Raw genomic sequence first — 13,920 nt, forward strand, 5'->3', positions numbered from 1 at the left:
AATGATCTCACCATGTCTGTCCTTACCTCTGGCGTCATTTCGCCGCGCCGCGACGTACCTGCTTCCATTCCGCGTCCGGAGTACGTCGACAAGCCGGCGCCGACGCCGTTCGACGGGTCCTATGTGACGTCGCCCGAACTGGTCGACAAGATGCGCGTCGCGAGCAAACTCGCCGCGCAGGCGTTGCAGGCGGTCGGTGCGGCGGCGAAGCCGGGTGTGACCACGGACGAGCTCGACAGGGTCGGCCACGAGTACCTGGTGGAGCGCGGCGCGTACCCGTCGACGCTCGGCTACCGCGGCTACCCGAAGTCGCTGTGTACGTCGGTGAACGAGGTGATCTGCCACGGCATCCCCGACGACCGTCCGCTCGAGAACGGTGACATCGTCAACGTCGACATCACGGCGTACCTGGACGGCGTGCACGGCGACACCAACGCGACGTTCCTGGTCGGCGACGTCGACGAGGAGAGCAGGCTGCTCGTCGAGCGCACGCTCGAGGCACTGAACCGCGGCATCAAGGCGGTCAAGCCCGGTCGTCAGGTGAGCATCATCGGCCGCGTGATCGAGTCGTACGCGAAGCGGTTCGGGTACGGCGTGGTGCGCGACTTCACCGGCCACGGCATCTCGACGTCGTTCCACTCCGGCCTGATCATCCCGCACTACGACGACGAGCGCTTCGACGACGTGATCGAGCCCGGCATGACGTTCACCATCGAGCCGATGCTGACCCTCGGCACGTACGAGTACGACCTGTGGGACGACGGCTGGACCGCCACCACCAAGGACAAGTCGCGCACGGCCCAGTTCGAACACACCCTGGTAGTCACCAACTCCGGCGCCGAAGTACTCACCCTGCCGTGACTGTCACGCAGTATCTCGAGGCCCACCTCCCGGGCATCCTGGCGATCTGCGAGGCCGAGAACTGGCCGAGCCTCCCCGCCGATCCCACCCGCGCGCACGCCGTCTTCACTGCTCCTGGTGTGACGACGGTCGTCGCACTCGACGGCGAACAGGTCATCGGCTTCGCCTACCTGCAGAGCGACGGCCACATCCAGGCACACCTGTCCCAGATGGCCGTCCACCGCGCATACCGCCGCAAGGGCATCGGCCGCGCGCTCCTCGAGTACGCCACTCCCCTGACCGGCGCCCAACGCGTAGACCTGGTCACCGACACCGCCGAGGACTTCTACCAGTCGTTCGAACACAAGACGTTCAGCGGCTTTCGGATCTACCCGGGCTGAAATCCCACTGATCGGTAGAGCGCGAGGGCCGCCGTGTTGATGTCCTCGACGCGGAGAGCGACTGTCACGTTCGAGCAGGCGCTCAGCAACAGTCGCGCGATGCCTTGGCGGCGGTGGGATCGGGCTGTGAAGAGTTCGATGATGAACGGGCAGTCCGGGGTGTCCCGCCAGGGTGCGCGTTCCACGACGAGGAGCGCGCCGACCAGTTGATCGCCGTACCAGGCGAGGCGGCTGAGGTTCGGCGCCAGTACGCCGTACTCTCCGGCGAACGTCAACTCGATGTCCTCGAGTGCTTCGCGTTCGGTTGCCGAGGCGACGCCGGGGTCGTAGGCCTCGAAGTACAGCTTGCCGAGTGGAAGTGCGTCCTCAACCGCCGGTGGACGCAGTACGACGCCTGGAACAGTCGGCGTCGGTACTGCGTCTGCGCGGCGGATGAGGATCATCGGTTGGACGACGCGGTGATGAAGGCGCCGAGGTCGGCGGACTGCTGAATGCGGGACTGGTCGTGGAGGTACATCATGTGGCCGGCCGGGTAGTACTTCGTCTCGATGTTGGCGGTGAGTTCGGCGGGGATCTGGAGGCGGGCGAGGGTGTGCTCGGTGGCGAAGTACGGCGTCGCACCGTCGTAGTGGCCGGAAGCGACGTGCACCTGCAGATGCGGGTTGACGCGCATCGCCTCGGCGAGCTTGTCCGCGACCGAGATCTGCTGACCCTCGAACTCCTTGAACGACCAGTTCTTCGCGGCGTCCATGTTGATCACCTCGTACGGCAGGTCGTTCTCGTAGCCGAGCTCGACGCGGACGTAGTGGTTGAGCGCCGCGGAGTACGGCCCGGTGATCGCGTTCATCGACGGGTCGCGGTCCTGCCGTTCACCGGCCGCGTCCGGGTCCCATCCGGTGAAGCGGCCGTCGAGCCGGCCGACGATCAGCCGCCGGGCGCGGAGCAGTTCGGCGAAGAAGCGGCCGTGCTCGATCCGCAGGTTCACGCGGTCGATGTAGTCCTCGCTCAACCCGGTCAGCGCGGCCAGCCGGGTGACCACCTCGGCGCGGTAGTCCGCCTGGATTCGGTTGCCCTGGGCAAGCGCATTCGGATACCGCCCGGCCGCGAACCGTTCCGCGTCCGCGAGCAGGTCCGGCAGCGACTGCTCCTCGACCATCCCGTGGTAGTGCGCGATCGCGGCGCACGTCGGCAGGAACAACGTGTACGGCAGGTCGTTGCCCGGCGTGAAGTCGAGCGTCGCGAACTCCAGCACCACCGAGATCAGGATGACGCCGTTGAGATACATCCCGTACCGCTGCTGCAGATGCGCGGCCAGCCCGGCCGCACGCGTCGTACCGTAGGACTCGCCGGCCAGGAACTTCGGCGACATCCAGCGCCCGTTCCGCGACGTCCACAGCCGGATCACCTCACCGACCGACTCCAGGTCCCGCGTGAACCCGTGGTAGTCCCCCGGCTTCTCCCCCTCCGCGGCCCGCGAGAACCCGGTCGACACCGGGTCGATGAACACCACGTCGCTGTACTTCAGCAACGTCTCGGCGTTGTCGACGATCGAGTACGGCGGGGGCGCGAGCTCACCCACGTCACCTGAGACCACGCGCCGCGGCCCGAGCAGACCGAGGTGCAGCCAGATGCTCGACGATCCCGGGCCGCCGTTGAACGCGAACGTGACCGGACGGTCCTCGGCGTCCGCGTCGTCCAGCGTGTACGCGGTGAGGAACACCTCGGCCTTCGGCTTCAGCCCGTCGAACTTGCCGTCGGTGTACACCTCCTCGCGGAGCACGATCCGTCCGGTGGTCGCCGTGTACCGCAACTCCTGCCCGTCGACCGTCAGCGTGTGCTGCGTCGTCACCAGGTCGTCGACCGGCTTCGCGGGCTTGGTCTCCGCCTCGGCCCCTGCCTTGGTCTCGGCGTCGGCGTCGGTGTGCTCCTCGTTGGCCATGTCGAGCACCTTAATCCACCGCCGCAGCCACTAGCGTTGGGTTTATGGCGACGATTCTGCACATCGCGTTCGCGGACCAGTGGGAGGCGGCGCTCGGGGCCGGGAGCTACCGGTGGTCGACCCGCGGCAAGAGCCTCGACGACGGCGCGACGTTCATCCACGCATCCCGCCCCGAGCAGGTCGCGATGGTCGCGAACTTCGCGTACGACGATGTGACCGAGCCGCTGTGCCTGCTGGTGATCGACACCGCCCGGCTGGTGTCCGCGCTCTGCGACGAGGACCTGGACGGGACCGGGATGAGTTTCCCGCACATCTACGGGCCGCTGAACCTGGACGCGGTGGTCGACGTACGCCCGTACCACCGGGGTCCGGACGGCCTGTGGCCCGAGGTCACGGCCGAGGCCGTATCCTGATCGTACGGAACGGGTCGGTCGGGCGATCGCGTCGTCCTTTGCAGAGGACGCCGAGGAAAGTCCGGACTCCACAGGGCAGCGTGGTGGGTAACGCCCACCCGGGGTAACCCGCGGGACAGTGCCACAGAGAACAGACCGCCAGCGGCTCCGATGAACCCCGTGGTTCATAGGAGTGCGGGTGAGGGTGAAACGGTGGTGTAAGAGACCACCAGCTCCGCAGGTGACTGCGGAGGCTAGGTAAACCCCACGTGGAGCAAGGCCAAGAAGGGTGATGGGCAACCACCACCCGCGCGAGCGTCCGAGGGCTGCCCGCCCGAGCTCGCGGGTAGGCCGCTAGAGGTGCCCGGCAACGGCCACCGTAGATGGATGATCGCCACCACAGAATCCGGCTTACAGACCGACCCGTTCCACTCCCCGATCCGCTTAATTGCTTGGCTGTTCAGACGTCTCGCGCCGTACAGTTGACGGGAAGACAGGCCCGGGTGGGCCGGAGTTGATCGGTTATCACCTTTTAAGTGGAGTGTCGCAGGTTCGAGTCCTGCCGGCGGGTGTGAGCCCGGCGTAGCTCAGATGGATAGAGCATCTTCCGGTCGACGCACCACGTCCGCCCTGGCCTGTCTTTTTCATGCCCGAAAACGACAGGAGAGAAAGGACATGTCCACAGACCCGCTGGCGCTCATCAGCACCCGGCAGACGCGACAGGACGAGCAGGCCGACCCGCGGCAGCGTAAGAACCACGCCGGCGGCTACACGTTCGTCCAGGACGACTTCGCCCGGCTGCACCGGTTCCTGACCCTGGGCACGACTGGAGGCACCTACTACGCCTCTGAGCGTGACCTGACGAGGGAAAACGCCGGACTGGTCGTGGAGCTCGCGCGGAAGCAGGCCTCCGAGGTTGTGGCCGCCGTACTGGACATCTCCCTCGCAGGTCGGGCACCGAAGCAGGATCCGGCTCTGTTCGCTCTCGCAGCAGCTGCCAAGCTCGGTGACGACGACGGTCGCCGTGCCGCGCTGGCCGCCGTGCCGCTGGTGGCGCGGACCGGGACGCACATCTTCCGCTTCGCCGGCTACCTGGAGCAGTTCGGCGGCTGGGGCCGCGGTACGCGACGGGCGATCGGCAACTGGTACGTCGACCGTAGCGCCGACACGGTTGCGTACCAGGTGCTCAAGTACCGTCAGCGCAACGGCTGGTCGCACGCCGACCTGCTCCGCCTGTCGCATCCCAAGACGACAGAGCCGGTACGACGGGAGCTGTTCGACTGGATCCACGGCCGGCCGGCGGACCTGTCCGGACTGCCGCTGCTGACTGCCTTCGAGCGGATCCAGGCTGCGATCGACGTAACCGAGGTTGCCGACGTGATCGCGCTCAACCGTGGTCTGTCATGGGAGACGATCCCCGACCGGTTCCTGAACGAGCCGAAGGTCTGGGAAGCCCTGCTCGCGAACGGCCTTCCTCAGACCGCGCTGCTCCGGCAGCTCCCCCGCCTCACCCGGCTGGGGCTGCTCGAGCCGCTCGGCTCCTGGGCCGGGATCGTCGCGGACCAGCTCGCGGACGCCGCCCGCCTACGGAAGGGCCGGGTACATCCGGTCAACGTACTCGTCGCCCAGCGCACCTATTCCGCGGGCCGTGGCGCGCGCGGCGCGGGCGAGTGGACGCCGTCCCGGCCGATCGTGGACGCGCTCGACGCTGCGTTCTATCTGGCGTACGACGCGGTCGAGCCGACCGGGAAGCGGATGCTGCTCGCGCTGGACGTGTCCGGGTCGATGACGGCGCCGGTATCGGGGCTGCCCATCACGTGCCGGGAGGCGACGGCGGCGCTCGCGCTCGTCACGGCCGCGACGGAGTCGTCGTACGAGATCGTCGGTTTCACCAGCAAGGGCGGCTACCGGCGTACCGAGCTGACTCGGCTCCCGATCAGCCCGCGGCAGCGGCTGGAGAACGCGATCCGGGCGGTGTCGGAGCTGCCGTTCGGTGGCACGGATTGCTCGCTGCCGATGGAGTATGCGCGTCGCCGGAAGATCTCGGTCGACACGTTCCTCGTTTACACGGACAACGAGACCTGGTACGGCGACATCCACCCGCACCAGGCGCTGCAGCAGTACCGCCGGGAGCTGGGGATCGACGCTCGTCTCGTCGTGGTCGCGATGACCGCGAACGGCCGGACGATCGCCGATCCGTCGGATCCGGGGATGCTGGACGTATCCGGTTTCGACAGTGCGGTTCCGGGACTGATCAGCGACTTCGCGCGCTGACGCCGGGGGCAGCAGGCACGCACCTGCTGCCCCCGCCAGCTCAGTGGCAGTGGTCGTCGTGGTTGTGCACGGCGCGGCCGGCTGGTTTTTCCCAGGGTTCTTGGCGGCCGAGGGCGGTTAGGTCTAGGGCTGTGACGGTGAAGGTCATTGCGTCGGGGCCCCGGCCGTAGGTGGAGTAGGTGTGGTAGACCTGCTCGTCGACGCGGAGGAAGCAGCTCAGGCCGTGGAGGTCGAAGGGCTGCTCAGACTGGGTATGCTCGTTGTTCGGGAGTGCGTCCCACTCGGGCTTGGTGCGGTAGTTGTACTCGAACGGTACGACGGACTCGTCCAGGGTGCCGTGGTAGTCGTAGTTGAAGTCGCTCCCGTACGACGAGTACCAGGGGTACTCCCAGCCGCGGGCGACCTGGTACGCGGCGAGTTTCTCGTACGGCGCTCGCGAGACCAGCGCGAACGTGGTGTTCGCCGCGTTGAGCAGCTGCGTCGACCCGATGTCGTCGACGAACCCGGTGCAGTTCGGGCACCCGGCGTCCCACTCCGGCTGGAACATGAAGTGGTACACGACCAACTGGTCCCGCCCCTCGAACAACTCCAGCAGCCCCACCGGCCCGTCCGCCCCGGTGAACGAATACCCCTTCTCAACCAGCACCATCGGCAACTCCCGCCGCCGAGTGTTCAGCGCATCCCGCTCCTTGGTGAACGCCTTCTCCGCGGCCAGCAACTCACGCCGAGCCCCCAACCACTCGTCCCGCGACACAACCTCCGGCAAACTCATCCCAACTCCTTCTCCAACCAACAGAACACCCGAGACGTCGGGGCCATCCCCACCACTTCGACATCCGCCCGCGAACAATCGTCGTACGATCGAAACCGTGGCCGCCGACGAGTCGATCCGCATGCCGTACCTGCCTGTCCAGGAACGCCCGGCAAAGAACCTGGCGGCGCGACTCGAAGGAACACTCTCGCTGGACGACGCCACGAACTGCATCGTCGTCCTCAAAGCCGACCGCCTCATCGAGGTGGCCTGGCCACCGGGATGCTCAGTCGTCGCGCGTGACGGCTCATTCGCCGTACTCGACCCCGACGGACGCACAGTCGCCGAGCTCGGCAGCACGGTCGTACTGGGAGGCGGCTATGTCCCGCCTGCGGCCGCCCACATCACCTCCCGCACCGGCAGCGCAAGAGTCTTCGCCGTCGGCGGCTCCTGGGGGCTGCTGACCTGAGCCGCCGCCGAGTCGTGGCGATTGGTTGGCGGGGGGGGTTTGTCGAGTCGTGGATCGTGGCGGGATATTCGGGGCCGATTCTCACGACTCGGTGGTGGTACGGCGGGGTGTGGCCGCGTCGGATGAGAAAGTGGGGGTATGCGGAGGCGAGTGCGGACTGGGGTCGTGTTCTTGCTTCTGGTTGTGCTTGTGGGTGGGGCTGGGTATGTGGGGTGGGTGTTGGTTCAGCGGTCGGAGCCGGTGTCGTTGCCGGAGACGACCGGGAGTTTTCAGGTGGGGCGGCGGACGTACGAGTGGACCGACACACCCCGTCGCGACCCGTACTCGAACGGACCCCGTCGGCTCGCCGTCTGGCTCTGGTATCCGGTTGCCAAGGACACCACCGGCCGCCGCGTGCAGTACGCGCCGGGTGAGTGGAGCGGGCTGCACCTCAAGGCGCCGACCTCCTTGTTCCAAGGACCGTTCGACACGTTCCAGGATCGCGCTCTCGACCGCGTCGCCGTCGCACCCGGCCGGTTCCCGGTCGTTGTGTTGCTGCCCGGTATGGGCCTGTCGGCTCCGATGTACGCCGCGCTCGCGGAGGATCTCGCCAGTCACGGATACCTGGTCGCCGGCGTCACCCCGACGTACAGCGCGAACCTCACCGTCCTCGGCGGGCAGACCGTCGAGAGCAAACCGGAAGCGAACCCGCCGAACCTCGGCGAGAGCACCGAAGGCGCGAAGCAGGTCGGCGATCACCTCGTCGGCGTCTGGGCCGCCGATGCGCGGTTCGCGGCCGGCATGGTCGCCAAGGAGCTCCCGAACTCGGTCGACTCCACGATCGGTCCGTCGTACGTCGGCCACTCGTTCGGCGGCGCGGCGTCACTCGAGGCCTGCCGGCTGGACGCACGCTGCGCGGCCGCGGTCGACCTCGACGGGATCCAGTTCGGTGACGTCGTGACGAAGGGAGTGAAGGCGCCGATCCTGCTGCTCGGCGCCGACGACTCCTGTATCACCAGCGTCTGCGGCCCGGACGCGAAGAACGACCACGACCGGGACCGCGCCCTCTCGTTGCTCAAGGCAAGCACCGGTACGGCGTGGTGCGCCACGGTCCCCGGCACGCGGCACTTCAACTTCACCGACTACGGCGCCTACTACCTGGCGTACCCGCTGCGCAGATTCCTGCCACTCGGCAGCGTCCACCCGCGCCACGCGCTGACCGTCACGAACGGGTACGTGAACACGTTCCTCTCGCACGCGATCTACAAGACCGCCGCCTCCGGCGCACCGGCTTGTAAGAGCTAGAGGTCCAGCTCGTACGTCTGACCGACGAGGCTTTCGCCCCACATCTCATGTACTTCGGAACCAGTGAGGCGGAACCCGCGGGCCAGATAGATGTGCCGCGCCGCGACGAGCGGATCGTTCGTCCACAGCACCATCCGCTTGTATCCAGCTGAGCGCGCGAACGCCAAACACGTGTCGACCAGCTCGGCACCGAGCCGGAGGCCCCGTGCAGCCGGCGTCACGAGCAGCAACCGCAACTGCGCGGTCGTCTCGTCTGGCCCGCGCACGCAGAAGATGCTGCCGGCCCGTTCCCCGTCCACCTCGGCTATCCACGCGGCCTCGCGCTCGTCGTCGTGGTCGGACGCGTACGCCGACACGATCTGCGCGATCAGCGTCTCGTACGACGGGCCCCAGCCGTACTCCGCCGCATAGACCTCCGCATGCGACTGCACGACCCAGCCGAGGTCTCCAGGCTGCCCCAGCTTCCTGATCAGTTTCGTCATCTACCTACCCGATCTACTGACACGACTGTTTCAGTAAGCAATACTACCCCTGTGCCAACCACCAAGGAAGCGCCGTCCGCACGAGAGCAAGAACTGCTCGAGCGTGCGTACGCCTACTCGCTCACGCACGGGCTCGCCGACCTCTCGCTGCGACCGCTGGCGACCGCGATCGGCTCGAGCCCGCGCGTGCTGCTGTTCCTGTTCGGCAGCAAGGACGGCCTGATCCGCGCCCTGCTCGCCCGCGGCCGCGCCGACCAGCTCGAACTGCTCCGCCAGACCGAGCAGCGGTACGACGAGCCGCCCGGCCTGACCGTGATCGCGCGGGAACTGTGGACCTGGCTGGCCGCCCCGGAACGCCGGCCGTTGATGACGTTCTGGGTCGAGGCGTACGGGCGTTCGCTCGTCGCGCCGGAGGGCCCGTGGTCGGACTTCGCCCGCTCGACCGTCGACGACTGGCTCGAGCTGCTCAAGACGAGCGCGCCCGACGAGACGGAGGCACGACGTACCGCCGTACTGGCGATGCTCCGCGGCGCCCTGCTCGACCTGCTCGCGACCGGCGACCTGGACCGAACGACCGCCGCCCTAGAGGACTATCTAAGGGACTAGTTCGAACGCCACAGTGCGCTTGGCGATATCGGCCTCGACGAGCTTCACCCGGACCTGCTGACCGAGCGGCAATGCCGCACCGGTGACCCGGCCCTCGATCGCGAACTTGGTCAGCGCGACGATGCCGCGGGTGTTCTCCTTGTCGTCCACATCCGTGATCACGCCGTCGAACTCGGCGCCGACCTGGTCCGCGACCAGGCCCGCCTCGACCATGCTGACGATCGACCGCTCGTACGCGTGCGCCCGCCGGTCCGCGTCGTCCATGGTCTTCGGGATCTCGTCCATCGACTCCCGCACCCAGGCCGGCACCTCGACGCCCGCCGACAGCGCGACGCAGATCTCCCCCGCCCACCGGTCCACCAGCCGCCGCAACGGCGCGGTGACATGCGCGTACTCCGCCTTCATCGCAGCGTGCCCCGACTGCTCCGGCACCTGGCCGTCGAACGCCGTGTACCCGGCGCCGCGGAACAGCACCGTGCAGGCCGCGAGCATCGCCGCGTGCGCTGGCACTTTCGGGTCGAGCCCGTGGATGAATTCGGCGTACGTCGCCTCGTCGGCCCAGACGATCCCGAGCGCCTTGGCGGTGTTGCCGAGCTTGCGCCGCAGGTCGTCGTGCGACTCGGGCAGCGTGCGCAGGATGCCGATCTTGCCCTTCGTCATCAGCTGCGCGGCCGCCATGCCGGTGAGCAGCGAGATCTGCGCGTTCCAGCCCTCGACCGGCAGCGGCGCACGGAACTCCAGGCCCCAGCCGTGGTTGGAGGTGACGATCTCCTGGTCCGGGATCGGGAGGTTGACGCCGCCGCGTTCCAGTTCGCGCTGCTCGCGGAGCTTCCCGACCTCGCGCAGCAGCTGCAACGACTCAGACGCCGTACCCGCGTCCAGATCCTTCTGTACGTCGGCGTAGTTGAGCTTGGCGCGCGACTTCACCAACGCACGCTCGCACACCACCTCGGTGCCTTCGCCACGAGCGTCCACCGTCATCGTCCACAGCAGCGCGGGACGGACCACGTCGGGCAGCAACGAGGCCGCGCCCTCGGACAGCTCCGGCGGGTGCAGCGGCGTCCGCTTGTCCGGGGCGTAGAGCGTCTCGCCGCGTCGGCGGGCCTCGGCGTCGATCGGATCGCCGGCCTGGACGAACGCGGCCACGTCGGCGATCGCGTAGTACACGGTGAACCCGTCACCGGTCCGCTCGATGTACAGCGCCTGGTCGAGGTCCATCGAGTCCGGCGGATCGATCGTCACGAACTCGAGGTCGGTCCGGTCGAGTTCCGGTAACCGCGCGTTCTGGGCAGCCTTCAGAGCCGCGGCGGTCACCTCGGGCGGGAACTCCGCGGGCACCTCCTGCTCCCGGCGGATCTCCTGCAACGATGCCCGGAAGACCTCCGGAACGGCCTCGGCGAAACGAACCCTCTGCAGCGGCATAGGGGTCAGACTAGCGAGGGCTGCACATTGAAGGAGCGTAGGGACGCGAGGCCGTCGGCGTACCAGTGGATCTCGGTCAGCGTTGCCGGGCGCAACTCCATCCGGAACAGCGCGGACATCGGGGCCTGGAGCACCGACCGGACCATCAGCTTGATCGGCGTCACGTGGGTGACCACGACGACCGTCTTGCCCGGGTACCGCGCCAGCAGACCGTCACGCGCCGAGCGGGCCCGCCGGGCGGACGTGTCGAACGATTCGCCGCCGGGCGGCGCGACCGCGGTCGACGCCAGCCAGGCGTTCATCGCGTCCGGCCACTTCTGCTGGACCTCCGCGAACGTGTGCCCGTCCCAGTCCCCGAACGAGACCTCTCGCCAGTTCTCGTCCACGACCGGATCGAGCCCGAGCTTGGCCGCGACGACCGCCGCGGTCTCCTGGGTACGGCGCATCGGCGACGCGACCACCGCGTCGACCCCACCGATCCGCGACAGGTACTCGGCGGCCGCCTGCGCCTGGGCGCGGCCCGTGTCGCTCAGCCCGGGATTGTCACCACCGGATCCGGAGAAGCGCTTCTCGACGGTGTGCGGCGTCTCGCCGTGCCGCAGGAAGATCAGCTGCGTCGGCGGCTCGGCCTGCGGACCCCAGCCCTGCAACGCCTTCTGCAGCTCCGACGGCTCCTTCTTAGAGGCTGCGGACGATCCGGCGGGCTCCGGCGTCAGCGGGATGTCCACGCCGTCGAGCGCGTTGTTCGCGAGCGCGTCGGCGGCCGAGTTCTGTGCCCGCGGCACCCAGGTCCACTCGGTCCCGAACGGCGCCAGGGACTGCGCCTTGATCGCCAACGGCTGCAGGTCCGGGTGCTTGATCTTCCAGCGGCCGGCCATCTGCTCGATGACCAGCTTGGAGTCCATCCGGACCTCGATCGAGGCGTTCGGCGCGTACTCCGCGGCGAGCTCGAGCCCCGCAATCAGACCGGAGTACTCCGCGACGTTGTTGGTCGCGATCCCGAGCGTCCGCCCCTGCTGCGCGATCACCTTCCGTGTCACCGGGTCGCGCACGAGAGCGCCGTACGCCGCCGGCCCCGGGTTCCCGCGCGATCCACCGTCAGCCTCGACGATCACGTGGTCGTACGTCATGCGGCGCTCTCCGACGTCCGCACCAGGATCCGTCCGCACTCCTCACAGCGCAGTACGGCGTCCGGCGCGGCAGCCTTGATCGTGTTCAGGTCGGAGGGTGCGAGCTCCATCCGGCAGCCCATGCAGCGCTTGCCGACCAGCGGCGCGGCGCCGATCCCGCCGTTGTGCTCCCGCAGCCGCTGGTACTGCGCGAGCAACTGCTCCGGCAGTTCGGCCGCGACCGTGGAGCGCTTGTCACCGAACTCGGCGCGCTGCTCGTCGAGCTCCTTGAGCGCGGCGTCGCGGGTGGTCTCGAGCTCTGCCTGCCGGCCGGCGAACGCCTCGGCCCGGGTGCGCAGGTCGGTCTGCACCGCCTCCGCGGCCTCGAGCTTCTCCATCACCTCGAGCTCGGCGTCCTCCAGGTCCGAGATCCGCCGGTCGAGCGAACCGATCTCGTGCTGCAGGTTCTCCAGGTCGCGCGGCGACGTGATCTGACCGGAGTCGATCCGCTGCTGGTTGCGCGCCTTGCGCTGCCGGACCTGCTCGACATCGCTGTCGGCCTTCTTCTGCTCACGCTGCAGGTCGCTGACCTCGGTGTCGGCGGTGACCAGTTCGCGGTCGACCACGGACTTCTCGGCGGTCAGCTCCTTGAGCGCCTGGTGCTCGGGCAACGACGCGCGCTTGTGCGCGACCTGATCCAGCTGCAGGTCGAGATCCTGCAGGTCCAGCAACCGGCGTTGGACGGCGGGCTCGGCGTTCAGAGTCGGCTCCTTCGAAGATGTGGCGGCGCGCTCAGATTCGCAGGGTCCATGCGTCCGTGCAGAGCGTTGAGATGTGAGTGTCTACGGTACTGCCTTTGACCGCTAGTCCTTCGCGCAGGAGACGGTCTGCGTCGACCAGCCACGGCCACTCGCTGGCCCAGTGCGCCACGTCGACCAGCGCAGGATCGCCGTACGCACGGGCCTCGGTGGCGGGATGGTGGCGCAGGTCCGCGGTCAGATAGGCGTCGACGCCCGCCGCGCGGACCCGGTCGAACTCCGAATCTCCCGCTCCCCCGACCACCGCGACGGTCTCGATCACCCGGTCCAGATCCCCGGACACACGGACACCGTGCTCGGTCTGCGGCAAGCTCTCCGCGACGAGCCGCGCGAAGTCGGCCAGCGGCAGCGGCTCCGCGAGTACGCCGACCCGCCCGCCGCCACGCTCACTCGGCAACGCGGCCACCTCATAGATGTCGTACGCCGGTTCCTCGTACGAATGCGCCGCGACCAGCGCCTCGACGACCGCGCGGCGCTTGCGGCGCGGCAGGAGCATCTCGACCCGGTTCTCCGGCACGACCTCGATGTCCCCGACGGTCCCGATCGTCGGGTTCGCGCCGGCGAGCGGCCGGAAGGTCCCCTCGCCGGTACCGCTCCACGCGGCCCGCTCGTAGTCGCCGATCTGTCCCGCGCCGGCCTTCGCCAGCGCGTCGAGCATCGCCTGCGTCTCCGCGACCGGGACGAAGACGACGACCTTGTCCATCGGCTCGGCCGGCATCGCCTTCAGCGGCCGGGTGTCGCGCAGCCCGATCGCGGCGGCGAGTGCGTCGCTGACGCCCGGGTTCGCGTTGTCGGCGTTGGTGTGGCAGACGTGCAGCGCGACACCGGCGCGGATCAGGTCGTGGATCACGCGGCCCTTCGGCGTCGTCGCGGCCACGCTGTTCACCCCGCGCAGCAGCAACGGGTGATGCGTGACGAGCAGATCGAACCCGCCGTCGATCGTCTCGTCGATCACGGCCCGCATCGGGTCGACCGCGAACAGGATCCGCCGTACCTCCTGCTCCGGGTCGCCGGTCACCAGACCGACCGCGTCCCAGGACTCCGCCCAGGCCGGGTTGTAGAGCCGATCGAGAACCGCGATCACATCTCCGAGCGTCGTCACGACGCTTATCCTGACATTTCATGGATCGTGA

The 13,920-nt window shown here is 68.3% G+C and carries 15 protein-coding genes and 1 other RNA gene; 8 read left to right on the forward strand and 8 right to left on the reverse strand.

Annotated features, from left to right (window positions below; all coding sequences use genetic code 11):
- Nucleotides 1-12 precede the first annotated feature (12 nt).
- The gene (map, locus tag ACLJOO_RS16905; RefSeq protein ID WP_410788112.1) at nucleotides 13-861 is read left to right on the forward strand and encodes a type I methionyl aminopeptidase; all 849 of its coding nucleotides are present in this window, start codon (nucleotides 13-15) and stop codon (nucleotides 859-861) included.
- A complete protein-coding gene (locus tag ACLJOO_RS16910; RefSeq protein WP_410788113.1) occupies nucleotides 858-1,241 on the forward strand; it encodes a GNAT family N-acetyltransferase in 384 nt (127 codons plus the stop codon). The genes map and ACLJOO_RS16910 overlap by 4 nt, the downstream gene beginning before the upstream one ends.
- Here ACLJOO_RS16910 and ACLJOO_RS16915 read toward each other — a convergent pair.
- Both ACLJOO_RS16915 and ACLJOO_RS16920 read right to left on the reverse strand, forming a co-directional pair.
- Complete coding sequence (locus tag ACLJOO_RS16915) at nucleotides 1,229-1,684, reverse strand: GNAT family N-acetyltransferase (protein ID WP_410788114.1); 456 nt, start codon at nucleotides 1,682-1,684, stop codon at nucleotides 1,229-1,231. The genes ACLJOO_RS16910 and ACLJOO_RS16915 overlap by 13 nt on opposite strands.
- Complete coding sequence (locus tag ACLJOO_RS16920; RefSeq protein WP_410788115.1) at nucleotides 1,681-3,180, reverse strand: S10 family peptidase; 1,500 nt, start codon at nucleotides 3,178-3,180, stop codon at nucleotides 1,681-1,683. Before ACLJOO_RS16920 ends, ACLJOO_RS16915 begins: the two co-directional genes overlap by 4 nt.
- Nucleotides 3,181-3,224: 44 nt before the next feature.
- Between ACLJOO_RS16920 and ACLJOO_RS16925 the strand changes: the two genes are divergently transcribed.
- The 3 genes from ACLJOO_RS16925 to ACLJOO_RS16935 all read left to right on the forward strand — a co-directional run bounded on the left by ACLJOO_RS16925 (nucleotide 3,225) and on the right by ACLJOO_RS16935 (nucleotide 5,846).
- Nucleotides 3,225-3,593, forward strand: a complete 369-nt coding sequence (locus ACLJOO_RS16925) for a DUF952 domain-containing protein (RefSeq protein WP_410788116.1) — start codon at nucleotides 3,225-3,227, stop codon at nucleotides 3,591-3,593.
- Nucleotides 3,594-3,603: 10 nt separating this feature from the next.
- Nucleotides 3,604-4,002: RNase P RNA component class A (gene rnpB, locus ACLJOO_RS16930), an RNA gene on the forward strand.
- 245 nt (nucleotides 4,003-4,247) lie between these two features.
- Nucleotides 4,248-5,846, forward strand: coding sequence for a TROVE domain-containing protein (locus tag ACLJOO_RS16935; RefSeq protein WP_410788117.1), 1,599 nt, complete (start codon nucleotides 4,248-4,250; stop codon nucleotides 5,844-5,846).
- Nucleotides 5,847-5,886: 40 nt separating this feature from the next.
- On the opposite strand, the gene ACLJOO_RS16940 is transcribed toward ACLJOO_RS16935, so the two are convergent.
- Nucleotides 5,887-6,618, reverse strand: a complete 732-nt coding sequence (locus tag ACLJOO_RS16940; RefSeq protein WP_410788118.1) for a DUF899 domain-containing protein — start codon at nucleotides 6,616-6,618, stop codon at nucleotides 5,887-5,889.
- A 97-nt stretch (nucleotides 6,619-6,715) separates the two neighbouring features.
- On the opposite strand from ACLJOO_RS16940, the gene ACLJOO_RS16945 reads away from it, so the two are divergent.
- Nucleotides 6,716-7,066, forward strand: coding sequence for a hypothetical protein (locus ACLJOO_RS16945; protein WP_410788119.1), 351 nt, complete (start codon nucleotides 6,716-6,718; stop codon nucleotides 7,064-7,066).
- 216 nt (nucleotides 7,067-7,282) lie between these two features.
- On the forward strand, nucleotides 7,283-8,350 hold the full coding sequence (locus ACLJOO_RS16950) for a hypothetical protein (RefSeq protein WP_410788120.1): 1,068 nt from the start codon (nucleotides 7,283-7,285) through the stop codon (nucleotides 8,348-8,350).
- Here ACLJOO_RS16950 and ACLJOO_RS16955 read toward each other — a convergent pair.
- The gene (locus tag ACLJOO_RS16955) at nucleotides 8,347-8,832 is read right to left on the reverse strand and encodes a GNAT family N-acetyltransferase (protein ID WP_410788121.1); all 486 of its coding nucleotides are present in this window, start codon (nucleotides 8,830-8,832) and stop codon (nucleotides 8,347-8,349) included. The genes ACLJOO_RS16950 and ACLJOO_RS16955 overlap by 4 nt on opposite strands.
- Nucleotides 8,833-8,883: 51 nt before the next feature.
- On the opposite strand from ACLJOO_RS16955, the gene ACLJOO_RS16960 reads away from it, so the two are divergent.
- Nucleotides 8,884-9,438 (forward strand): TetR/AcrR family transcriptional regulator, encoded by a 555-nt coding sequence (locus ACLJOO_RS16960; RefSeq protein WP_410788122.1) that lies wholly within the window; start codon nucleotides 8,884-8,886, stop codon nucleotides 9,436-9,438.
- Here the strand turns inward: ACLJOO_RS16960 and ACLJOO_RS16965 are convergent.
- From ACLJOO_RS16965 to ACLJOO_RS16980, 4 genes are all read right to left on the reverse strand, one after another.
- Nucleotides 9,427-10,860 carry an RNB domain-containing ribonuclease gene (locus ACLJOO_RS16965; RefSeq protein ID WP_410788123.1) on the reverse strand — a complete coding sequence of 478 codons (1,434 nt, stop codon included), beginning with the start codon at nucleotides 10,858-10,860 and terminating at the stop codon, nucleotides 9,427-9,429. The two genes, ACLJOO_RS16960 and ACLJOO_RS16965, sit on opposite strands and share 12 nt — an antisense overlap.
- A gap of 5 nt (nucleotides 10,861-10,865) precedes the next feature.
- Nucleotides 10,866-11,990 (reverse strand): bifunctional RNase H/acid phosphatase, encoded by a 1,125-nt coding sequence (locus tag ACLJOO_RS16970; protein ID WP_410788124.1) that lies wholly within the window; start codon nucleotides 11,988-11,990, stop codon nucleotides 10,866-10,868.
- Entirely contained in the window at nucleotides 11,987-12,700 is a 714-nt protein-coding gene (locus tag ACLJOO_RS16975; protein ID WP_410788125.1) for a zinc ribbon domain-containing protein, read from the reverse strand. Before ACLJOO_RS16975 ends, ACLJOO_RS16970 begins: the two co-directional genes overlap by 4 nt.
- A 61-nt stretch (nucleotides 12,701-12,761) precedes the next feature.
- Nucleotides 12,762-13,889, reverse strand: coding sequence for a Nif3-like dinuclear metal center hexameric protein (locus ACLJOO_RS16980; RefSeq protein ID WP_410788126.1), 1,128 nt, complete (start codon nucleotides 13,887-13,889; stop codon nucleotides 12,762-12,764).
- Between the last annotated feature and the right edge of the window lie 31 nt (nucleotides 13,890-13,920).

The sequence above is a fragment of the Kribbella sp. C-35 genome (genome assembly GCF_046549195.1).
In the GTDB taxonomy this organism is placed as follows: Bacteria; Actinomycetota; Actinomycetes; order Propionibacteriales; family Kribbellaceae; genus Kribbella.

What these genes read in the sequence shown, in the direction of transcription:
- ACLJOO_RS16935 (WP_410788117.1), top strand. Translation starts at nt 4,248, where the DNA reads ATGTCCACAGACCCGCTGGCGCTCATCAGCACCCGGCAGACGCGACAG.
- ACLJOO_RS16965 (WP_410788123.1), bottom strand. Translation starts at nt 10,860, where the DNA reads ATGCCGCTGCAGAGGGTTCGTTTCGCCGAGGCCGTTCCGGAGGTCTTC.
- ACLJOO_RS16970 (WP_410788124.1), bottom strand. Translation starts at nt 11,990, where the DNA reads ATGACGTACGACCACGTGATCGTCGAGGCTGACGGTGGATCGCGCGGG.
- ACLJOO_RS16925 (WP_410788116.1), top strand. Translation starts at nt 3,225, where the DNA reads ATGGCGACGATTCTGCACATCGCGTTCGCGGACCAGTGGGAGGCGGCG.
- ACLJOO_RS16940 (WP_410788118.1), bottom strand. Translation starts at nt 6,618, where the DNA reads ATGAGTTTGCCGGAGGTTGTGTCGCGGGACGAGTGGTTGGGGGCTCGG.
- map (WP_410788112.1), top strand. Translation starts at nt 13, where the DNA reads ATGTCTGTCCTTACCTCTGGCGTCATTTCGCCGCGCCGCGACGTACCT.
- ACLJOO_RS16955 (WP_410788121.1), bottom strand. Translation starts at nt 8,832, where the DNA reads ATGACGAAACTGATCAGGAAGCTGGGGCAGCCTGGAGACCTCGGCTGG.
- ACLJOO_RS16920 (WP_410788115.1), bottom strand. Translation starts at nt 3,180, where the DNA reads ATGGCCAACGAGGAGCACACCGACGCCGACGCCGAGACCAAGGCAGGG.
- ACLJOO_RS16915 (WP_410788114.1), bottom strand. Translation starts at nt 1,684, where the DNA reads ATGATCCTCATCCGCCGCGCAGACGCAGTACCGACGCCGACTGTTCCA.